This is a genomic window from Cedecea davisae (assembly GCF_044095835.1).
Lineage (GTDB): Bacteria > Pseudomonadota > Gammaproteobacteria > Enterobacterales > Enterobacteriaceae > Cedecea > Cedecea davisae.
In genome coordinates, this window is record NZ_CP172054.1 from 162,771 (window position 1) to 183,662 (window position 20,892).

A 20,892-nucleotide genomic window follows, 5' to 3' on the forward strand; every position below is an offset into this window, starting at 1 on the left:
AGGCTTATAGAGGCAATGCCTTTAGATTATTGCTATTTACACATTTCTGAAAGCCAGGACAATGTATGCCTGGAGCTGCATTGAATGCGCCCTATTTAAACCCCATATCCCATCATCTTCAGCAATTTCTGCGCATGCAGCACCGCTTCCTGGCGATGTGCCACGCCAAGCTTCTGATACAAATTACGAATGTGCGTTTTTATCGTGGTCGCAGCGACATCCAGCTCGCCCGCTATCTGCTCATTGCTGTAACCAGAATAAATCAGCCCCAGCACCTGCCATTCGCGCTGGGTAAGCGGGCTGGTGCGGATAAGCTCTGGCACCTCGGGGTGATTCAGCAGGCGGTTAACAAAGCTTTCGTCGAAGTGCGCGAACTTGTGGCGATGATGCTGATTAATTTCGCGCAGAATACGCTGGGCGCGGTGTTGATCCAGCTCCGGCAGCGTATTGAGCTGGATCAGCTGGCGCAGCTGCTGAGCCATCGGCTCACCTTCAATCACAAAGTGGCTGATAAACCCGGTGCGGTTTGCCAGCGCCAGCGCCTCAAGCAGAACGCGCTGGGCGTCGCTCTTACGCCCAGCCTGCCAGTAAAGCTGGTTCAGCAGCAGCAGGTTGCGGTTGAGATCGCTCATCAGGCGCAGGCTGCGGGCGTTTTCGTTTAACTCTTCCAGCACCATTTCCGCAGGATCATATTCGCCGAGCAGGATCTGCACCCGGGCGATGTTGCGCCACTGGCTTTGCAGGAAGTGGTTATTGGCGAACTCCGGCTTCGGCGTCTGGCGTAACCAGTTGGCGGCCGACTTCTTGTCGCCGGTCATTTGCCAGTAGATAACTCGTACCTTGTCGGCATTAGACACCCAGTCGCTGTGCCAGGGACCGTTCCCGAGTAAATTTTCAAGACGGTTAAGGTGATTGCGGGCATTGTCCAGGTCGCCTCGGGCCAGCGAGCACTGAACCAGCAGCGCCAGACACTGTAGCTGCTGAGGCGGCTGGAAGCTGGAAAGCACCTCCATCCCGCAGCGAGCGGCTGCTTCTGCTTCATCCAGTCGCGCCCACGCCCAAAGCAGTTGAGCGCGAATACGCTGTAGGAACTCGTGCAGCGGGAGCTGCTCAAGATGCTGCTCGCGGATTAAGACAAAGGCTTTTTCCTGGGTTTCCCAGGCCGCCTGCAGGAAGCCCTGCGCCAGCAGAATTTCGCTTTGCTGGATGAGGCTCCAAAGCGCGTAGTGCCAGACATCGTGGCGGCGCGCCATCTGCTCGGTTTGCTGCATTACCGAGAGCGACTTAGTGAGATCGCCCTTGCAGTGCAGCACTTCGCCATGAACGGAGGTTGCCACTATGCGGCTGTAAAAATTGGCCAGGGGCAGCATTTCCAGCGCCACCATCGCCAGACGCTCGGCTTCTGCCGGGTCGCCAGCGTTAATCGCCACCTGAGCGCGCAGGGCGTTGAATTCGCCGTGTAGCGTATCGTCGATGACTAAATCCATCTCCTGCTCGGCGCGAGCCAGCAGGGTATTTACTTCGCTGTAACGATGCTGGCTTTGCATCAGCCAGGCCTGGAGGAGCACCAGCTTCGGGTTCTCCAGCAGGCTTTCCCACGGCAGCGCCTTGAGAGACTCTTCCAGCAGCGTCAGTTCGCTGTGGTTAAACAGCGCCCAGGCGTGGCCCAGCAGTATATCGCGTAGCATATTGGCATCACCGGCCGCCAGCGCGTGGTGAATCGCCTCGCTCGGAAAGCCCTGAGCCATCCAGCTTTCTGCCGCCGCGCGGTGAATATCGGGCAGTTCAGCGGCCAGCTCCCACTGGCAGCGTTGACGCAGGAAGCTGCCGAACAGCGGGTGGAAACAGAACCATTCTCCCGAATCGTCCATGCGCTGCAGGAATAAGCCCTGGCGCTCGGTCTCTTCCAGGCGCATCTGGCCGTTTTCTTCGCCGGTGACCCGGACAATCAGCGCGTCGTTCATCGAGCGCAAAATAGAGCTGCGCAGCAGGAAGTTGCGGGTATCCGCGTCTACGTTATTCAGCACCTCATCTACCAGATAGTCCGACAGATGGCTGGCGTTGATGCCCGACAGGCGGCGCGCCGAATGCTGGGCGGGCGTGTTGCTCTGGCGTGCGGAAAGGGCGATAAGCTGGAGGGCGGTAACCCATCCGGCAACGTCATCGCACAGACGGCTGCTGTCGGCGTGCTCTATCGGGCTCGCCAGACGGTTATCAAAGAACTGCTTGGCTTCCTGATGGGTAAAGGCGAGCTGCTGGCTGCCGATTTCCAGCAGTTGATCGCGCACCCGCAGGTTGGCAATACCAAGCTGGGGTAAATTGCGCGACAAAATAACCAGCGTCAGGTTTTCCGGCTGGTGGCGAATAAAGAAACGCATCGCTTCGTGGATAACCGGGTTGCTTATCAGGTGATAATCATCAATCACCAGATACAGCGGTTTATCCCATCCTGCCAGCTCGATAAACAGCTGGGAAAATAGCGACGAAAGGCTGGCGTACTGGCGTTTTTGCGCCATGATTTCGCTGCTGACACAGTGGCTGCCGGTGGCGTGCTGAACGGCGGCGATCAGGTAGCTGGCAAAGCGCTCTTGCTGGTTGTCCCCCTCATCCAGGGAGTACCAGCCCAGCTCTTTTTTCCCCGCCGCCCACTGTGAGACCAGGGTAGTTTTACCGTAACCGGCGGGGCTGGCGATCAGCGCCAGCCGGTAGTTGGCGGCAGTCGAAAGCTTCACCAACAGGCGGTCGCGAACCACAGTGTTTTCCAGCCGAACAGGGCGACTTAATTTGGATGGGATTAACATAGTTGATCACTTCACTGTGTATAAATTTCCCCGACATATTGCACGCAGCAGCGCCGTTTCGCGCGGCCGCGTAGACAATAAAGGAGGGAAAATGTTCAAGGATGCGATTTTTTTTACGCTTCGTAATTAATGCTTACGGATAAGGTCGACCAGAACGTTCTTTATTGCAAGATTGTTGAACTTTCCGTGCTCGGTAAGTTGCACCCTGTCACAGTTCCATTTTTTTCATGAATGCGATTGCTCACTCCTTGCTCCGGAACGAATGAAACCTGTTACATCGCGTCGGCGGGTGGCAGAGATCACATTTTTCGCTCATCCTCGCTACTCCTCCCCGCCTAATCCGCAGCGGGATGAGGAAGTCAACCAGGCTGCCCGGCACACTAACGGGTAATGATTTTCGAACATTACAGGACCGATTTCCTATGTCACAGCCGATCTTCAGTAAACAACAGTTTCAGGCCGCTCTGACGCGCCAGTGGCAGCGTTATGGGCTTCATGATGCCGGTGAAATGACCCGTAGCCAGTGGTGGCATGCGGTTAGCGGAGCGCTGGCCGAGCTTTTGGCTGCTTCTCCTGCCGCCAAACCCGCAGCTAAACAGCGCCATGTAAACTACATCTCTATGGAGTTTCTGATTGGCCGCCTGACGGGAAATAACCTGCTTAATTTGGGCTGGTTCTCTGAGGTCAGCGAGGTGCTTCAGGAGCACCAGATTAGCCTCACCGACCTGCTGGAAGAAGAGATTGACCCGGCGCTGGGTAACGGCGGACTGGGGCGGCTTGCAGCCTGTTTTCTGGATTCAATGGCGACGGTTGGACAGTCGGCAATTGGCTATGGCCTTAACTATCAGTACGGCCTGTTCCGCCAGTCCTTCAAGGACGGCAAGCAGATGGAAGCCCCGGACGACTGGCTGCGCGGAAGCTATCCCTGGTTCCGCCATAATACCCAGCTCGACGTGCAGGTTGGCGTGGGCGGCAAAGTAGTGAAAGCCGGGAAAATTCAGCGCTGGGAGCCAGCCTTTATTTTTCACGGTGAAGCATGGGATCTGCCCGTGCTTGGCTATCGTAACGGCGTGGCTCAGCCGCTGCGCCTCTGGCAGGCCAAACACGCCCATCCGTTCGATCTGACTAAATTCAACGACGGCGAATTCCTGAAGGCCGAGCAGCAGGGCATTGATGCCGAAAAGCTGACTAAAGTGCTTTACCCGAACGACAACCACCTGAACGGCAAAAAGCTGCGCCTGATGCAGCAGTATTTCCAGTGCGCCTGTTCGGTGGCAGACATTCTTCGCCGTCATCATCTGGCGGGCCGCAAGCTTGCCGAGCTGCCGGATTACGAAGTTATCCAGTTGAACGACACGCACCCGACTATCGCTATCCCTGAACTGCTGCGCGTGCTGATTGACGAGCACCAGCTGAGCTGGGACGACGCCTGGGCAATCACCAGCAAAACTTTCGCCTACACCAACCACACTCTGATGCCGGAAGCGCTCGAGTGCTGGGATGAAAAGCTGGTTAAGGCGCTGTTGCCGCGGCATATGCAGATAATCACTGAAATCAATAAGCGGTTTAAAGTGCTGGTCGATAAAACCTGGCCGGGTGACGAAGCCGTTTGGGCGAAGCTTGCCGTGGTGCACAACAAACAGGTGCGTATGGCTAACCTTTGTGTAGTGGGCGGCTTCGCGGTGAACGGCGTTGCGGCGCTGCATTCTGAGCTGGTGGTAAAAGATCTGTTCCCTGAGTATCACCAGCTTTGGCCGAACAAATTCCACAACGTGACCAACGGCATTACGCCGCGCCGCTGGATCAAGCAGTGCAACCCGGCGCTGGCCGCGCTGTTCGACAAAACGCTGAAAAAAGAGTGGGCCAACAATCTCGACGTGCTGGAAGGGCTGGAAAAATACGCCGATGACGCCAAATTCCGCCAGACCTGGCGCGAGATTAAATACCAGAACAAAGTGAAGCTGGCCGCGTTCGTGAAGGCGCGAACCGGAATTGTGATTAGCCCGGACGCGCTGTTTGATGTGCAAATAAAACGCCTGCACGAGTACAAACGCCAGCACCTGAACCTGCTGCATATCCTGGCGCAGTACAAAGAAATCCGTGAAAACCCGAATTCAGACCGCGTGCCGCGCGTCTATTTGTTTGGGGCGAAAGCCGCGCCGGGCTACTACCTGGCTAAAAATATCATCTTCGCGATTAACAAAGTGGCCGAAGCGGTGAATAACGATCCGCTGGTTGGAGACAAGCTGAAGGTCGTGTTCCTGCCGGATTACTGCGTTTCAGCGGCGGAAGTGATGATCCCGGCGGCGGATATCTCAGAGCAGATTTCTACCGCAGGCAAAGAAGCCTCCGGTACCGGCAACATGAAGCTGGCGCTTAACGGCGCGTTAACGGTCGGCACGCTGGACGGCGCTAACGTTGAGATTGCCGAGAAGGTCGGCGACGAGAATATCTTTATCTTCGGCCATACGGTGGAGCAGGTTAAAGCGCTGAAAGCGAAAGGCTATGATCCGCTGAAATGGCGCAAGAAAGACAAGGTGCTGGATGCGGTGCTCAAAGAACTTGAGCAGGGTAAATACAGCGACGGCGATAAACACGCTTTCGATCAGATGCTGCACAGCATGGGTAAAGAAGGCGGCGACCCGTATCTGGTGATGGCGGACTTCAGCGCCTACGCCGAAGCGCAGAAGCTTGCCGACAAGCTCTATCTCGACCAGGAAGCCTGGACTCGTGCGGCGATTCTGAACAGCGCCCGCTGCGGAATGTTTAGCTCCGATCGCTCGATTCGCGATTACCAGCAACGTATCTGGCAGGCAAAACGCTAAGGGAGCGCCATGGAACGCAAACGCCTTGATAATGCTGCTCTGGCGGCAGGAATTAGCCCGAACTACATCAACGCGCACGGTAAGCCGCAGGATATTCCTGAGGATACTAAAAGGCGTCTGCTGGAGGCGATGAACCGCACTGCGGCACCTGAATCCGGGCCTGGCCCGGTGGCAGGCGTTAAGGTCTTTACCGCCGGGCAGCGTATGCAGCTGGCGCTGGTGGGCGAAGGGGAATTTAGCTGGCAGCTGACGACCGAAGACGGAGAGCAGCATCACGGCAGCGCGGTGGCCGGGAAGAACCTGGTGCTGCCCGCCAAACTCCCTGAAGGTTATCACGACCTGAGGGTGGAACAGGGTGGCCGCCGCTGGGCCTGCCGGATTATCGTTGCGCCGCCGCGTTGCTATGAGCCGGATGCTTTATTGCAGGATAAAAAACTGTGGGGCGCCTGCGTGCAGCTCTACACTCTGCGCTCCGACGCAAACTGGGGAATTGGGGACTTTGGCGATTTAAAGCTCATGCTGGCAGATGTTGCGGCCCGCGGCGGATCGTTTATCGGCCTTAACCCTATTCATGCTTTATACCCGGCGAACCCGGAGAGCGCCAGCCCGTATAGCCCTTCATCTCGCCGCTGGCTGAACGTTATCTATATTGACGTTAACGCGGTTGAAGATTTTCAGAGCAGCAAAGAGGCGCAGGCGTGGTGGAAAAAAAGCTCGACTCAGCAGCAGCTTCGTGCGGCCAGGGACGCCGAGTGGGTAGATTATTCTGCCGTTACGGCGCTCAAGATTTCCGCTCTGCGCATGGCGTGGCAGCAGTTTTCTCAGCGGAAGGCTAAAGACCCGCAGGTTGCGGCGTTTAACCAGTTTGTTGCCGACGGCGGTGAAGGGCTGTTTTATCAGGCGGCTTATGACGCGCTGCATGCAAACCAGGTGAAGCAGGACGCTATGCGCTGGGGCTGGCCGGTTTGGCCGGAGGGCTATCGTGATGCCCACAGCGCCGAGGTTAAGTTGTTCTGCGATGAACATCGCGACGAGGTTAACTTCTGGCTTTGGCTGCAATATCTTGCCTGGCGTCAGTTTAAAGCCTGCTGGGACGAGAGCCAGGGCTATAACATGCCGATTGGCCTCTACCGCGATCTGGCGGTAGGCGTGGCGGAAGGCGGGTCTGAAACCTGGTGCGACCGTGAACTCTACTGCCTGAAAGCCTCCGTGGGTGCGCCGCCTGATATTCTCGGGCCGCTTGGGCAGAACTGGGGGCTGCCGCCGGTTGATCCTCATGTGATGGTGGCTCGTGCCTACCAGCCTTTCGTCGAATTGCTGCGTGCCAATATGACCCACTGCGGCGCGCTGCGCATCGATCACGTTATGTCTATGCTCCGGCTGTGGTGGATCCCTTACGGCGAAACGGCGGATAAAGGGGCTTACGTTCAGTATCCGGTAGACGACCTGCTTGCCATTCTGGCCCTTGAAAGCCAGCGGCACCGCTGCATGGTGATTGGCGAGGATTTGGGAACCGTGCCGGTAGAAATCGTCGGCAAGCTGCGCGACAGCGGGGTTTACTCGTACAAAGTGCTGTATTTCGAACATGACGGCGAGAAGCAGTTCCGCGCACCTGCCGCGTGGCTGAAACAGTCTATGGCGGTCGCAACGACTCACGACCTGCCGACCCTGCGGGGATACTGGAACAGCGGCGATTTAACGCTCGGCAAAACGCTCGGGCTTTATCCCGATGAAGCCGTTCTGAAAGGACTGTATGAGGATCGCGAAAGGGCTAAGCAGGGTCTGCTGGACAGCCTGCATAAGTACGGCTGCCTGCCGAAACGCGCAGGGCACAAAGCCAGCTTGATGACCATGACCGATACATTAAATCGCGGGATGCAGCGCTATATAGCCGACAGCAACAGCGCCTTACTTGGGCTACAGCCGGAAGACTGGTTGGATATGGCGGAACCGGTGAATATTCCGGGAACCAGCGATCAGTATAAAAACTGGCGTCGCAAGTTAACGCATTCGCTTGAGCAGATGTTTGGCGATGAGAGAGTGAATAAGCTGCTGAAGGATTTAGATAAACGGCGTAAGAAAGCGTAGGTTCGTCACAATTTTCTCGATCTATCCCCTCTCCCTTTTAGGGAGAGGGTTAGGGTGAGGGTCAAACTAGTAATAAGAGTGCTCGCCGCGCTGGTGCTCGGTCAGGTCACGCACGCCTTTCAGCTCAGGGAACTCGTTCAGCAGCTGCTTCTCAATCCCTTCTTTCAGCGTTACGTCTACCATTGAACAGCCGTTACAGCCGCCGCCAAATTGCAGAATAGCGTAGCCTTCGTCGGTGATTTCCATCAGCGTTACGCGGCCGCCGTGGCCTGCCAGCTGTGGGTTAACGGTGGCCTGCAGCATATACTCAACGCGCTCCATCAGCGGCGCATCGTCGGAAACTTTACGCATCTTCGCGTTTGGCGCTTTCAGCGTCAGCTGGGAGCCTAGCTGGTCGGTGACGAAGTCAATTTCGGCATCTTCAAGATAAGGTGCGCTCAGCTCGTCCACATAAGCGGTTAACTGCTCAAACGGCAGGGCGGTATCGGTAGCTTCAACCGCATCCGGCGGACAATAAGACACACCACACTCCGCATTTGGGGTGCCAGGATTGATTACGAATACGCGGATTTGCGTCCCTTCTTCCTGATTTGCCAGCAGTTTGGCAAAGTGGGATTGTGCAGCATCGGAAATACGGATCATAACGATTGCTCAATAGTTGACTATTTTAGTCGGTTATAATACGCCCATCGTCGAGGGTCTACAAGGTTCGACACAGGCACCATACCTGGACAGTCGCCGCGCCCTGCCTCTTCAGCATGCGCGCTATCTCCGCAACAGTGCTACCCGTCGTCACGACATCATCCACAACAACGATATGGCGACCTGCCACCGGGATTTCAACCCTAAAGATGCCTTTCAAATTCTTCTTTCGCTGCCTGGCCGTCAGCCGGCTCTGCGCGGGTGATGAACGTATACGTTTGATAGCAAAAGGCAAATGTTCTCGCCCCAGCCAATGTGCCAGCGGGGTGGCAATAAGTGCGCTTTGGTTATAGCCGCGCCGCCATGCCCGGGTGTGGTGCAGCGGCACGCTGAGGATGAGGTCCGGCAGGCTAATTTTGCCTTCGCGCCTGGCGGCCAGTACGCTCAGCAGTAAAAGCCGGGCCAGCGCGGGGGCGAGGGAAGGTGAACCGTTAAATTTTAGCTGGTGGATAAGCTTATTCAGCGGCGGAAGGTAATCTGTCACGAAGGTTAGCTTGTCCCACTCCGGCTGTTTTTGCAGGCAGCGCCCGCAGAGCAATTTTCCGCTTAATGCGGGCAGGCCGCAGCACGAGCAGTAGGGCGGAGGTTGTGGAAGCGAGCCGGTGCAGCGCGAGCAAATTCCCCACCCCGGGCAGGCGAGCGGTAACTGGCATAGCCAACAGCGGCCAGGGATTGTTAGCATAGCGGCCTCCTTGCGGATTAAAACGAGAACGGTAACTGATGAGCGACCTGTGGTGGCAAACAAAAGGTGAAGGAAAAGACGATCTTGTGCTGTTGCACGGATGGGGACTGAATGCCGGAGTGTGGCATAACATTACGGCGGAACTCGGCTCGCATTTCCGGCTTCACCTTGTTGATTTGCCGGGCTACGGCAGGAGCAAAGGTTTTGGCTCGTTAACCCTGGAGCAAATGGCGGAAATCGTGTTGGCTCAGGCGCCGGAGCGTGCTATCTGGCTGGGCTGGAGTCTGGGCGGGCTTGTGGCAAGCCAGATTGCGCTTTTACAGCCGGAGCGAGTGCGGGGTCTGGTGACCGTAGCTTCCTCTCCCTGCTTCACCGCCAGCGGCGACTGGCCGGGGATCAAGCCTGAGGTGCTGGCCGGTTTCCAGCAGCAGCTTAGCGAAGATTTTCAGCGCACGGTCGAGCGCTTCCTCGCGCTGCAAACTATGGGTACGGAAACGGCTCGCCAGGACGCGCGCCTGCTTAAATCGGTGGTGCTTGAGCAGCCGATGCCGGAGGTTGAAGTATTAAACGGCGGGCTGGAGATCCTGAGAACGGCCGACCTGCGAGCCGCTCTGGCTCATTCAACCATTCCACATTTACGCCTGTATGGTCGCCTGGACGGGCTGGTGCCGCGCAAAATCGTACCTTTGCTCGACGAACTTTGGCCGCAGTCGCGTTCGCAGATATTCGCTAAAGCGGCTCATGCGCCGTTTATCTCTCATCCGAATGAGTTTTGCCAGACGCTACTTGAGCTTAATCAACAGCTGGAGGAGTAACCTGTTCATCCGTGGCGAAAAAATCATTTTGTGCCAATACTCAATTATTCACCGTGCAAAGGGTGAATAATTAACCGTTACGGGGTGAATCCCGGTTGAAAAAAACAGATACCTACGGAGAGTGCTGGCTATGAAATTGATAACAGGCATCGTTACGACATTGTTGGTTAGTGCTGTTTCCTTTGGCGCTTTTGCGGCTAAAGAACTTGAAAAAGATAAAGTTGCAGGCATGAAGTTAACTAAAATCGGCACTATCGTGACGGATAAAACCTCCGCGCCGATGGACGCAAGAAGAGATCTAACCAAAAAGGCCGATAAGCTGGGCGGGGACTACTTTGTCGTGACCAGCGCTGAGAAATACACCAAAAACGTGCATGCCACTGCGGACGTGTACAAAATAGCGAAGTAACAAACTCAGGAATGAAGCAAGGCGGGGATGACCCGCCTTTTTTTATCTAGCGTAAGGCCCAAAGCTCCCGCACGCATTTCTTTCCTTCCGGGCAACTTTTGCAGCTCCCCGTCAGGCAGCTACTCGGGTCTTCGCTGATGCGCATCGCTTTGCCCATGGCTTCAAGTCGCCCCAGCATGGCGGTAACCATTGGCAGGGGCGTAGCGAGCTGCTGGCTTATCTGCGAGGCTTCCAGGCGGCCCTGGAGCGCCAACGCGTTGCGGATATCAATCAGGCTCGCCATGATTCGCTCCTTAATGGCAGTCGCCCGCGCTGCTCTGGCAGCAGGTGGACGGCGTTTTTCTGGTTGCCAACAGCGACACGTCAACCCGGCTGCGGGCGCGGCGCAGGCCGCCAAGCAGCAGCACGTTGAAGAGCACCACCGCAAGAATACAGACCAGGCTAAACCGAGGATGGGCGCTGAAGGTGACGCTCTGGTAGTACAGCGTGGAGAGCGAATAGGCGATGTTCAGCCCCCAAAGCACCGAGAAGGTCATCCAGCCGCGGCTGGACTCACGGGCAATCGCACCCATTACGGAGATGCACGGGATATAGAGCAGGACAAAGATAAGGTAGCTGTAGGCCGCGGCTTCGCTGCCAAACTTGCTGCTCATCACGCCCATCGGGCCGGAGGACATCTCCCCGTCGCCTTTGCTGGCCTCTATCGGGTTTGCCAGCACGCTGAGGCTGAAGGTATTTTTCAGGCTCTGCCAGGTTTCATCGGCGGCGGCACCGAGTTCGTCAACCAGATTAAAGCTGGCAGCGTCGAACTCTTCGTTATGAATATCTTCGGCGGTGTAAAGGGTGTTCAGGGTACCGACCACAACTTCTTTTGCCATCGCGCCGGTAAACAACCCAACGGTAGCCTGCCAGTTGTCTTCATGCACGCCGATAGGTTTCAACAGCGGGGTCAACACACGGCTGACGGATGCCAGAGCCGAGTCGTTAATGTTATCTACCGCTTTGCCGCTGAACGAAAAGCTGTTCAACGCGCCGATGAAAATACTGACGATGACAATCACTTTACCGGCACGCAGTACAAAGCCTTTCAGGCGTTGCCAGGTTTGCAGCAGCAGGCTCTTAAGGTGCGGAACGTGATAAACCGGCAGCTCCATAACGAAAGGGGTCGCCTCGCCGCGCATGATGGTGTGTTTCAGCATCAGGCCGGTGAGAATCGCCATCACGATGCCGAGAATATAAAGGGAGAACACAATCAGCGCGCCCTGTTGGCCGAAGAAGGCAGCGGCAAATACCGCGAAAATTGCCAGCCGAGCGCCGCAGGACATAAACGGTGCCATCATGATGGTCATCAGGCGTTCGCGTGGGGCATCCAGAGTTCGTGCGCCCATAACCGAAGGCACGTTACAGCCGAAGCCAACGATTAGCGGCACGAATGATTTGCCCGGCAGACCGAGAGACTGCATCAGGCGGTCCATCACAAATGCGGCGCGAGCCATGTAGCCGGAGTCCTCCAGGAAGGAGAGGAACAGATACATCATGCCGATTTGCGGCACCAGCGGCAGCACGGTGTTGATCCCGCCGCCCACGCCCTGAGCCAGGAAGACGGTGAGCCAGTTTGGGAAATGCAGCGTGTACCCCAGCCACTGAATGCCGTGGATAAAGATAGCGACCGAGCCTGCGTCAAATATTGGCTGTAGCGCGCCGCCGATATTAATCGCCAGCAGGAACATCAGATACATCACCAGCATGAATACCGGCAGCCCGAGATAGCGGTTGAGGATGACTTTGTCCATCGCTACGGTCAGGCGATTTGGCTCCGCCGTCAGGCTGTTGCTGACCGCCTCGCATACCGAAGCAATGCTCTGATAACGCGCATCGGCAATCAGCAGGGCCGGATCTTCAATCGTCTCCGCGAGATGGGCGCGAGCAATTTCCAGCTTGTCGGAAGCGTTGCCAGCGTAAGCCTGGCTGTAGATATCGCCTTCCAACATTTGAAGCGCCAGCCAGCGGCGCTGTTTGGCGGGCATCTCCTGCGGCATGTCTGCGGCCAGGCTGTCTGCCTGCTGCAACAAGACCTGCGGATAATGCACCAGGTCACTTTGTTGGTTGGGCTGTTTGCGGTCGATGGCGAGCTTCAGGCTTTCGATACCGCGACCGCGGGTTGAGACCAGCGGCACGACCGGGCAGCCCAGGCGAGCGGCGAGGGCATCGATATCAATACGGATGGCCTGCTTCTCGGCGATGTCGAGCATGTTAAGCGCGACCACGCACGGAATGCCCAGCTCCAGCAGTTGCAGGGTGAGGTACAGGTTGCGCTCAAGGTTGGAAGCATCAACCACGTTTACCAGCAAGTCTGCATCGCCGCTGAGGATGTAGTGGCAGGCGATTTGCTCATCAAGAGAAGTCTGGGACGAAATAGTGGTGAGTGAATAGGTGCCGGGTAAATCAACCAGCGTCACCTGATGCTCAAGGGTGGAAAACTGACCTTCTTTACGTTCTACGGTCACGCCAGCCCAGTTGCCCACGCGCTGGCGGGCACCCGTCAGCTGATTGAAGAGCGTGGTTTTCCCCGAGTTGGGATTACCGATTAAACCAATGGTTAAGTTTTTCATTTTATTCGTGGACTTCGTTGAGTTTGCAACAAGCGCGAGCGCTCACCTGCCGTTAGAAAACGGCTTCGACATTAACCAGCGCGAGATCTTTCTTGCGCAGCACCAGGCTAACGCGGCGAGTTTCGATATGAATGGGGTCGCCGAGTGGGGCTACGCGTACCACGTTAAACGAGGAACCCGGAAGCATGCCGAGGGACAATAATTTCTGGCGATAAGCCGGACTGATTTCGCGGGCGAAGCCGGTAATTTTCCACGCGCTATTCGGTAAGAATTGCATAGGACCTACTTAGAGCTGGGCTCTGCATTGACTCTGGCTGAATTCTCGTTTCAATGGCGATGTATTCGCACGATGAATGCCAATTAAACTGTCGGAAGAAAGAGAAGAAATAACGTTCAATGCAATGATAATGAGAATGGTTACCGCCCACAATATTTATTTTTGAGGCCGGATTTAACGAATTTAATTATTTTTTTCTGGTGATTAGAGAGGGGGCGTAATGCATTGATGATGGGGGTTGTCTGTAACTATTTGAATAGTTATAATTTATTTTTAATTTGTGGCGTTAAATTATTATTGCGATGTTATTCAGGTATCGCTGATGTTACGAAGGTGATAATTGCTGGTTTCCGCGTTGAGTATTTATTGAGAATTGATTTAGATCAAGCCAGGCTTATTTTTTTCGTTTTTACACCGCAAATGAAAATAACTCCTCTCCCTTTGCAGGAAGAGGAGCATGATTTAACGCTTCTTGCCCATTGCCGCCGCCAGCGCATCCATCATTGCGCTGTTGCCGCCGCTGGCGTTGTCACGCCCGCGCGGTTTCGGCTGTGCCGCAGGGCGGCCTTTCTGCTCGCGAGGGGCGCTGTTACTGCTGCTGCGACGGCTACCGCTTTCGCCCGGCTGCTCGTCAAGGCGCATGGTTAAAGCGATGCGTTTACGTTGCAAATCGACTTCCAGCACTTTGACCTTCACGATATCGCCTGCTTTCACCACTTTATGCGGGTCGTCGATAAACTTGTCGGACAGGGACGAGATATGCACCAGCCCGTCCTGATGAACGCCGATATCCACGAAAGCACCAAAGTTAGTGACGTTGGTCACCGCACCTTCCAGCACCATGCCCGGCGTCAGGTCGTTCATGGTTTCAACGCCTTCAGCAAACTGCGCGGTTTTAAACTCAGGGCGTGGATCGCGGCCCGGTTTTTCCAGCTCTTTGATGATGTCGGTGACGGTTGGCACCCCGAAACGCTCATCGGTAAACTGGCTGGCCTTCAGGTCGCGCAGTCCGTTGCTGTTGCCCATCAGGTCGGCAAGCGCCTGCTGGGTTGCAGCCAGAATACGCTCGACCACCGGGTAGGCTTCCGGGTGGACGGTAGAAGCATCAAGCGGGTTGTCGCCGTGGTTAATACGCAGGAAGCCCGCACATTGCTCGAAGGCTTTTGGCCCCAGACGGCTGACTTTCAGCAACTGTTGGCGGTTCTGGAAGCGGCCGTTTTCATCACGCCAGCTCACGATATTCTGCGCCATCATGCGCGTTAGCCCCGCAACGCGGGTCAGCAGCGGAACGGAGGCGGTATTCAGGTCTACGCCAACGGCGTTTACGCAGTCTTCCACCACTGCATCCAGCTTCTTCGCCAGCTGCGTTTGGCTCACGTCGTGCTGGTACTGGCCAACGCCGATAGATTTAGGATCGATTTTCACCAGCTCAGCCAGCGGGTCCTGCAGGCGGCGGGCGATGGAAACAGCGCCGCGAATAGACACATCCAGGTCCGGGAATTCCAGCGCGGCCAGCTCCGAAGCCGAGTAGACGGAAGCGCCGGCTTCGCTGACGATAACTTTCTGCGCCGTGACCTTCGGGAACTGTTTTTGCACGTCGAGGAAGAAACGTTCTGTCTCGCGGGAAGCGGTGCCGTTGCCGATGGCGACCAGCTCGACGTTGTGTTTCTCGCACAGTGCCGCAACGGCGACAGCCGCTTTGGCCGCCTGGCCGGTATGGGGGTAAATCGTGTCGGTCGCAACCAGTTTGCCGGTGGCGTCAACTACCGCCACCTTCACGCCGGTACGCAGGCCAGGGTCGAGGCCCATTGTGGCGCGCAGCCCGGCGGGAGCGGCCATCAGCAGATCGTGAAGGTTACGGGCAAAGACGTTAATCGCTTCGTCTTCCGCACGTTCGCGCACGCTGCCCATCAGCTCGGTTTCCAGATGCATCAGCACCTTAATGCGCCACGTCCAGCTGACAACCGCTTTACGCCAGCTGTCTGCCGCCGCGTTATTCAGGCGCAGACCGAGATGGTTGATGATCAACTGCTCGCAGTAGCTTTCGCGCGGCGGCTCATCAAACTGCGGGTCGGCGTTGAGCGACAGCTGTAAAATACCTTCGTTGCGGCCACGGAACATCGCCAGCGCGCGGTGTGAGGGTACGGTGGAAATCGGTTCATGGTGGTCGAAGTAGTCGCGGAATTTAGCGCCTTCTTCCTCTTTACCGCTGACAACAACGGAAACCAGATGGGCATTTTTCCACAAATAGTCACGCACTTTGGCCAGCAGCCCAGCGTCTTCCGCGAAGCGCTCCATAAGGATATAGCGTGCGCCATCCAGCGCGGCTTTGACGTCGGCAACACCTTTATCGGCATCAACGAAGCGGGCTGCTTCCTGTTCCGGCTCGTGGGAAGGCTCGTTCCACAGCAAGTCGGCCAGCGGTTCAAGGCCCGCTTCAATGGCGATTTGCCCGCGGGTGCGGCGTTTCGGTTTATACGGCAGGTAGAGGTCTTCAAGCTCGGTTTTGCTTAAAGTCCCGTTAATCGCCCCTGCGAGCTCGTCGCTCAGTTTGCCTTGGTCGGCAATCGACTTGAGGATGGTCTGGCGGCGCTCTTCAAGTTCACGCAGGTAACTAAGACGAGTTTCCAGTTGACGCAGTTGCGTGTCATCCAGACCGCCGGTGACTTCCTTACGATAACGTGCGATAAACGGCACGGTATTCCCTTCATCCAGCAGGCGAACGGCGGCTTCTACCTGTTCGTTTCTGGCGTGAAGCTCACCCGCAATAATGCGGCAAAGCGAATCATTCATCATGGCTTTTCATCTGTGTAATACGGAAAATTCAGCAAACAGTTATACGGATCGGGGCGTAAAATTGCCAGCCGCCGACCGACGAATATCGGGTTTCGGACTGTTCTGCCGCTCGTTATTCTGGCTTAGGGTACTCAATTTCATTGACGTACCACTGCGTCTCCCCGGACGGGGTTTGCACCACGGCCTGGTCGCCGACTTCTTTCTTTAGCAGGGCGCGGGCCATCGGTGAATCGATAGAAATGTAATCCTTGCGGCCAAAAATCTCGTCGTAGCCGACGATACGAAAGCGCAGCAGGTTACCGTCGTCGTTTTCAATTTCGACCCAGGCGCCAAAGAAGACTTTGCCTTCCTGCTGCGGCGAATAATCGACGATTTTCAGCCGCTCAAGGGATTTGGTGATATAGCGAACCCGGCGGTCTATCTCGCGGAGCCGCTTTTTATTGTACTGGTAGTCGGCGTTTTCACTGCGGTCGCCGAGGCTTGCCGCCCAGGTGACTTTTTTGGTCACTTCGGGGCGCTCTTCACGCCACAGATAATCCAGCTCTTTTTTGAGCTTTTCGTAGCCTTCACGGGTGATTAACGGCGTTTTCATTTTTCTGCCCTGCTGCCTGTAAAATCAGAGTGTGATTTAAACCGATGCTCAATGAGGAATGCAACCGCCGTAATTTGGGAAGCAAGTCACCAAATTTTGATTTAAAACGTTGATAACCGACTGTTTAATATGCTTTGTAACAATTTCGACTAGAATGTATACCAGAATTGACTGGTTGTATTAACGCAGTTTTTTAAGAATAGACACTCAACTGTTCGAGCCTTTGGGAGTACTTACGATGCAAGAGAACTATAAAATTCTGGTCGTCGATGACGACATGCGCCTGCGCGCGCTGTTAGAGCGTTATCTCACCGAGCAGGGCTTCCAGGTTCGCAGCGTCGCCAACGCCGAACAAATGGATCGCCTGCTGACCCGCGAATCCTTCCACCTGATGGTGCTGGACCTGATGTTGCCGGGCGAAGATGGCCTTTCTATCTGCCGCCGTCTGCGCAGCCAGAGCAACCCAATGCCGATTATCATGGTGACCGCCAAGGGCGAAGAAGTCGACCGCATCGTTGGCCTGGAAATTGGCGCGGATGACTATATTCCTAAGCCGTTTAACCCACGTGAACTGCTGGCTCGTATCCGTGCCGTGCTGCGCCGTCAGGCCAATGAACTGCCGGGCGCGCCTTCTCAGGAAGAAGCGGTTATTGCGTTCGGTAAATTCAAGCTGAACCTCGGTACTCGCGAAATGTTCCGCGAAGACGAGCCTATGCCGCTGACCAGCGGTGAGTTTGCGGTGCTGAAAGCACTGGTGAGCCACCCGCGTGAGCCGCTGTCCCGCGATAAGTTAATGAACCTGGCGCGCGGTCGTGAATACTCTGCGATGGAACGTTCCATCGACGTACAAATCTCCCGCCTGCGCCGCATGGTGGAAGAGGACCCGGCGCATCCGCGTTATATCCAGACCGTTTGGGGTCTTGGCTACGTCTTCGTCCCGGACGGCGCTAAGGCATGAGGCGAGTCCGCTTCTCACCCAGAAGCTCGTTTGCCCGTACGCTGTTGCTGATCGTCACCCTGCTGTTCGTCAGCCTGGTGACGACCTATCTTGTGGTCCTGAACTTCGCGATTTTGCCGAGCCTGCAGCAGTTCAATAAGGTGCTGGCGTACGAAGTCAGGATGCTGATGACCGACAAACTGCAGCTTGAAGACGGCACCCAGCTTGTGGTGCCGCCTGCATTTCGTCGTGAGATTTACCGCGAGCTGGGGATTTCGCTTTACTCTAACGAGGCGGCGGAAGATGCAGGCCTGCGCTGGGCGCAGCATTATGAGTTTCTCAGCCAGCAGATGGCGCAGCAGCTTGGCGGCCCGACGGAAGTACGCGTTGAGGTTAACAAAAGCTCGCCGGTCGTCTGGCTGAAAACCTGGCTGTCGCCAAATATCTGGGTGCGGGTGCCGCTTACCGAAATCCATCAGGGCGATTTCTCCCCGCTGTTCCGCTATACGCTGGCGATTATGCTGCTGGCAATCGGCGGGGCCTGGCTATTTATCCGAATACAGAACCGACCGCTGGTCGACCTGGAGCACGCAGCGCTGCAGGTCGGTAAAGGCATAATTCCGCCGCCGCTGCGTGAATACGGGGCTTCGGAAGTGAGGTCGGTAACCCGGGCGTTTAACCACATGGCCGCGGGCGTTAAGCAGCTTGCAGATGACCGCACGTTGCTGATGGCGGGCGTGAGCCATGACCTGCGTACGCCGCTGACGCGTATTCGCCTGGCGACGGAAATGATGGGCCAGGAAGACGGCTATCTGGCGGAGTCGATAAATAAAGATATCGAAGAGTGTAATGCGATTATCGAGCAGTTTATCGACTACCTGCGCACCGGGCAGGAAATGCCGCTGGAAATGGCCGATCTTAACAGCGTGCTGGGCGAAGTGATTGCCGCCGAGAGTGGCTATGAGCGCGAAATTGATACCGACCTGATGGACGGGGAAATTCGCCTTAATATTCACCCGCTTTCAATTAAGCGCGCGGTGGCGAATATGGTGGTTAACGCCGCCCGCTACGGTAACGGTTGGATCAAGGTTAGCAGCGGCAGCGAGCTAAATCGCGCCTGGTTCCAGGTTGAGGATGATGGCCCGGGAATTGAGCCGGATCAGCTCCAGCATCTGTTCCAGCCGTTTGTGCGCGGCGACAGCGCCCGCAGCACCAGCGGCACCGGGCTTGGCTTAGCCATCGTACAGCGGATTATCGATAACCATAACGGGATGTTGGACTTAGGGAAAAGCGAGCGGGGTGGGCTGCGTATTCGTGCTTATTTACCGCTGCCAATAGTCCGCGTGGTAGCTCATCGCGAAAGTTAATCGCCAGGCTAAATAAAAAACGAACCCCGAAGGGTTCGTTTTTTTTCGCCTGTATCAGCTAATTAAAGCTTAGGACCGGCCGCAACCAGCGCCGCCCCGGCAGGGGTATCGGTATATTTCTCGAAGTTTTCTACAAACAGTTTCGCCAGCTGCTCTGCTTTTTCCTGCCACTGTTCCGGGGAGCCGTAGGTATTACGCGGGTCCAGAATATGGCTGTCAACGCCGGCTAGCGAGGTCGGAATAGCCAGGTTAAACATCGGCAGGGTGAAGGTTTCGGCATCGTCCAACGAGCCATCGAGGATAGCGTCGATGATGGCGCGGGTATCTTTAATTGAGATACGTTTGCCGGTGCCGTTCCAGCCGGTGTTGACCAGGTAAGCCTGCGCGCCAGCGGCCTGCATGCGTTTAACCAGAACTTCGGCATATTGTGTTGGGTGCAGCGACAGGAAGGCTGCGCCGAAGCATGCGGAGAAGGTGGGTGTCGGCTCGGTAACGCCGCGCTCGGTGCCCGCGAGCTTGGCGGTAAAGCCGGACAGGAAATGATACTGGGTCTGGTTTGCCGTCAGGCGTGAGACCGGAGGCAGTACGCCGAATGCATCCGCCGTCAGGAAGATAACCTTGGTCGCGTGACCCGCTTTCGAAACCGGCTTAACGATATTGTCGATGTGGTAAATCGGGTAAGAGACGCGGGTGTTCTCCGTTTTGGATGCGTCATCAAAATCGATCGTACCATCTGCCCGAACGGTGACGTTTTCCAACAGCGCGTCGCGGCGGATAGCGTGGTAGATATCCGGCTCGGCCTCTTCCGACAGGCGAATGGTTTTGGCGTAACAGCCGCCTTCGAAATTGAATACGCCGTCATCGTCCCAGCCGTGCTCATCATCGCCAATCAGGCGGCGTTTCGGGTCGGTAGAAAGGGTGGTTTTACCGGTGCCGGAGAGGCCGAAGAACACGGCCACATCGCCTTTCTCGCCAACGTTTGCCGAGCAGTGCATAGAGGCAATACCTTTCAACGGCAGCAGGTAGTTCATAATAGAGAACATCCCTTTTTTCATTTCGCCGCCGTACCAGGTGCCGCCGATAAGCTGCATGCGTTCAGTAAGGTTAAACGCCACGAAGTTTTCGGAGTTCAGGCCCTGCTCTTTCCAGTTTGGGTTGGTGCATTTTGCACCGTTCATCACCACAAAATCCGGCTCGAACGTTGCCAGTTCTTCGTCGGTCGGGCGAATGAACATATTTTTAACGAAATGAGCCTGCCAGGCGACTTCGGTAATAAACCTGACCGAGAGGCGCGTGTCGGCGTTGGCGCCGCAGAATGCATCGAGAATAAACAGACGTTTGCCGGAAAGCTGCCCGGTGACGAGGCCTTTCAACTGATGCCAGGTCTCTTCAGAAAGGGGTTTGTTATCGTTTTTGCCTTTGCCGTTATCGGCCCACCAGAGCGTGTCGCGGGTGGTGTCATCGCGAACGATGTATTTATCTTTCGGCGAGCGGCCGGTGAAGATCCCGGTATCGACGGCAACTGCGCCTAAATTTGTCACTACGCCACGCTCGTAACCTTCCAGTTTGGGGTCGAGCTCTTCGCGGTAGAGGGTGTCATAATCGGGGTTGTGGACGACTTCGCTAACATCATTAATGCCATAAGCCTTGAGATCTTGCGGGGTTATGCCTTTAACTCGCATTTCACTGCTCCTTAGCCAATTTATAGTGCCCAATATTGTAGAATTGTTTAGGGGTTGTTAACCGCGACCATCATCATAGATTTGGGGATCCGCCAAAAAATTGATATTTCGAATCAATAAATAAGATTAATTGCAGGCTGAAACGGTTGTGCCTTGCTGTCGTTTTATTGTTCTAATATTTAATTGTATTTAAAAGTATTTAATTGATGTTTGTATTCAAAGTAAATATTAATTTAATATTCTATTTGTTAATGGCGCTGGGCGATTGCTTTTTGTTTATTTTGGGAGGTGGATAGAGAAACTTAAT

15 protein-coding genes are annotated in these 20,892 nt (G+C 55.7%); 6 read left to right on the forward strand and 9 right to left on the reverse strand.

Going from position 1 to position 20,892, the window contains the following annotated elements; all coding sequences use genetic code 11:
• Window positions 1-95: 95 nt before the first annotated feature.
• A complete protein-coding gene (gene malT, locus ACG1VR_RS01165; protein WP_016538545.1) occupies window positions 96-2,801 on the reverse strand; it encodes an HTH-type transcriptional regulator MalT in 2,706 nt (901 codons plus the stop codon).
• 422 nt (window positions 2,802-3,223) lie between these two features.
• Between malT and malP the strand changes: the two genes are divergently transcribed.
• Window positions 3,224-5,626 carry a maltodextrin phosphorylase gene (malP, locus tag ACG1VR_RS01170; RefSeq protein ID WP_395489992.1) on the forward strand — a complete coding sequence of 801 codons (2,403 nt, stop codon included), beginning with the start codon at window positions 3,224-3,226 and terminating at the stop codon, window positions 5,624-5,626.
• A gap of 9 nt (window positions 5,627-5,635) precedes the next feature.
• The gene (malQ, locus tag ACG1VR_RS01175) at window positions 5,636-7,714 is read left to right on the forward strand and encodes a 4-alpha-glucanotransferase (RefSeq protein ID WP_395489993.1); all 2,079 of its coding nucleotides are present in this window, start codon (window positions 5,636-5,638) and stop codon (window positions 7,712-7,714) included.
• 66 nt (window positions 7,715-7,780) lie between these two features.
• Here malQ and nfuA read toward each other — a convergent pair whose 3' ends face one another.
• Window positions 7,781-8,356 (reverse strand): Fe-S biogenesis protein NfuA, encoded by a 576-nt coding sequence (nfuA, locus tag ACG1VR_RS01180; RefSeq protein ID WP_016538542.1) that lies wholly within the window; start codon window positions 8,354-8,356, stop codon window positions 7,781-7,783.
• A 58-nt stretch (window positions 8,357-8,414) separates the two neighbouring features.
• Window positions 8,415-9,098, reverse strand: coding sequence for a DNA utilization protein GntX (gene gntX / locus ACG1VR_RS01185; protein WP_395489994.1), 684 nt, complete (start codon window positions 9,096-9,098; stop codon window positions 8,415-8,417).
• A 38-nt stretch (window positions 9,099-9,136) separates the two neighbouring features.
• Between gntX and bioH the strand changes: the two genes are divergently transcribed.
• On the forward strand, window positions 9,137-9,913 hold the full coding sequence (bioH, locus tag ACG1VR_RS01190) for a pimeloyl-ACP methyl ester esterase BioH (RefSeq protein ID WP_395489996.1): 777 nt from the start codon (window positions 9,137-9,139) through the stop codon (window positions 9,911-9,913).
• A gap of 130 nt (window positions 9,914-10,043) precedes the next feature.
• Entirely contained in the window at window positions 10,044-10,322 is a 279-nt protein-coding gene (locus ACG1VR_RS01195; RefSeq protein WP_016538539.1) for a YdgH/BhsA/McbA-like domain containing protein, read from the forward strand.
• Window positions 10,323-10,368: 46 nt separating this feature from the next.
• On the opposite strand, the gene feoC is transcribed toward ACG1VR_RS01195, so the two are convergent.
• The 5 genes from feoC to greB all read right to left on the reverse strand — a co-directional run bounded on the left by feoC (window position 10,369) and on the right by greB (window position 16,599).
• On the reverse strand, window positions 10,369-10,605 hold the full coding sequence (gene feoC, locus ACG1VR_RS01200; protein ID WP_016538538.1) for a [Fe-S]-dependent transcriptional repressor FeoC: 237 nt from the start codon (window positions 10,603-10,605) through the stop codon (window positions 10,369-10,371).
• A 10-nt stretch (window positions 10,606-10,615) separates the two neighbouring features.
• On the reverse strand, window positions 10,616-12,934 hold the full coding sequence (gene feoB, locus ACG1VR_RS01205; RefSeq protein ID WP_016538537.1) for a Fe(2+) transporter permease subunit FeoB: 2,319 nt from the start codon (window positions 12,932-12,934) through the stop codon (window positions 10,616-10,618).
• Between the two features lie 52 nt (window positions 12,935-12,986).
• The gene (feoA, locus tag ACG1VR_RS01210; RefSeq protein ID WP_016538536.1) at window positions 12,987-13,211 is read right to left on the reverse strand and encodes a ferrous iron transporter A; all 225 of its coding nucleotides are present in this window, start codon (window positions 13,209-13,211) and stop codon (window positions 12,987-12,989) included.
• Window positions 13,212-13,673: 462 nt separating this feature from the next.
• Window positions 13,674-16,007 (reverse strand): Tex family protein, encoded by a 2,334-nt coding sequence (locus ACG1VR_RS01215; protein ID WP_395489998.1) that lies wholly within the window; start codon window positions 16,005-16,007, stop codon window positions 13,674-13,676.
• A gap of 112 nt (window positions 16,008-16,119) precedes the next feature.
• Window positions 16,120-16,599: a transcription elongation factor GreB gene (greB, locus tag ACG1VR_RS01220; protein WP_016538534.1), complete on the reverse strand. Its 480-nt coding sequence runs from the start codon at window positions 16,597-16,599 to the stop codon at window positions 16,120-16,122.
• A gap of 238 nt (window positions 16,600-16,837) precedes the next feature.
• On the opposite strand from greB, the gene ompR reads away from it, so the two are divergent.
• Both ompR and envZ read left to right on the forward strand, forming a co-directional pair.
• On the forward strand, window positions 16,838-17,557 hold the full coding sequence (gene ompR, locus ACG1VR_RS01225; protein WP_006177890.1) for a two-component system response regulator OmpR: 720 nt from the start codon (window positions 16,838-16,840) through the stop codon (window positions 17,555-17,557).
• Window positions 17,554-18,903, forward strand: coding sequence for a two-component system sensor histidine kinase EnvZ (gene envZ / locus ACG1VR_RS01230; protein ID WP_016538533.1), 1,350 nt, complete (start codon window positions 17,554-17,556; stop codon window positions 18,901-18,903). The genes ompR and envZ overlap by 4 nt, the downstream gene beginning before the upstream one ends.
• A gap of 62 nt (window positions 18,904-18,965) precedes the next feature.
• On the opposite strand, the gene pckA is transcribed toward envZ, so the two are convergent.
• On the reverse strand, window positions 18,966-20,585 hold the full coding sequence (gene pckA / locus ACG1VR_RS01235) for a phosphoenolpyruvate carboxykinase (ATP) (protein ID WP_172568849.1): 1,620 nt from the start codon (window positions 20,583-20,585) through the stop codon (window positions 18,966-18,968).
• Between the last annotated feature and the right edge of the window lie 307 nt (window positions 20,586-20,892).

Excerpts from the sequence above, each read along its gene's own strand:
- malT (WP_016538545.1), bottom strand. The coding sequence starts at position 2,801 with ATGTTAATCCCATCCAAATTAAGTCGCCCTGTTCGGCTGGAAAACACT.
- malP (WP_395489992.1), top strand. The coding sequence starts at position 3,224 with ATGTCACAGCCGATCTTCAGTAAACAACAGTTTCAGGCCGCTCTGACG.
- malQ (WP_395489993.1), top strand. The coding sequence starts at position 5,636 with ATGGAACGCAAACGCCTTGATAATGCTGCTCTGGCGGCAGGAATTAGC.
- nfuA (WP_016538542.1), bottom strand. The coding sequence starts at position 8,356 with ATGATCCGTATTTCCGATGCTGCACAATCCCACTTTGCCAAACTGCTG.
- gntX (WP_395489994.1), bottom strand. The coding sequence starts at position 9,098 with ATGCTAACAATCCCTGGCCGCTGTTGGCTATGCCAGTTACCGCTCGCC.
- bioH (WP_395489996.1), top strand. The coding sequence starts at position 9,137 with ATGAGCGACCTGTGGTGGCAAACAAAAGGTGAAGGAAAAGACGATCTT.
- ACG1VR_RS01195 (WP_016538539.1), top strand. The coding sequence starts at position 10,044 with ATGAAATTGATAACAGGCATCGTTACGACATTGTTGGTTAGTGCTGTT.
- feoC (WP_016538538.1), bottom strand. The coding sequence starts at position 10,605 with ATGGCGAGCCTGATTGATATCCGCAACGCGTTGGCGCTCCAGGGCCGC.
- feoB (WP_016538537.1), bottom strand. The coding sequence starts at position 12,934 with ATGAAAAACTTAACCATTGGTTTAATCGGTAATCCCAACTCGGGGAAA.
- feoA (WP_016538536.1), bottom strand. The coding sequence starts at position 13,211 with ATGCAATTCTTACCGAATAGCGCGTGGAAAATTACCGGCTTCGCCCGC.
- ACG1VR_RS01215 (WP_395489998.1), bottom strand. The coding sequence starts at position 16,007 with ATGATGAATGATTCGCTTTGCCGCATTATTGCGGGTGAGCTTCACGCC.
- greB (WP_016538534.1), bottom strand. The coding sequence starts at position 16,599 with ATGAAAACGCCGTTAATCACCCGTGAAGGCTACGAAAAGCTCAAAAAA.
- ompR (WP_006177890.1), top strand. The coding sequence starts at position 16,838 with ATGCAAGAGAACTATAAAATTCTGGTCGTCGATGACGACATGCGCCTG.
- envZ (WP_016538533.1), top strand. The coding sequence starts at position 17,554 with ATGAGGCGAGTCCGCTTCTCACCCAGAAGCTCGTTTGCCCGTACGCTG.
- pckA (WP_172568849.1), bottom strand. The coding sequence starts at position 20,585 with ATGCGAGTTAAAGGCATAACCCCGCAAGATCTCAAGGCTTATGGCATT.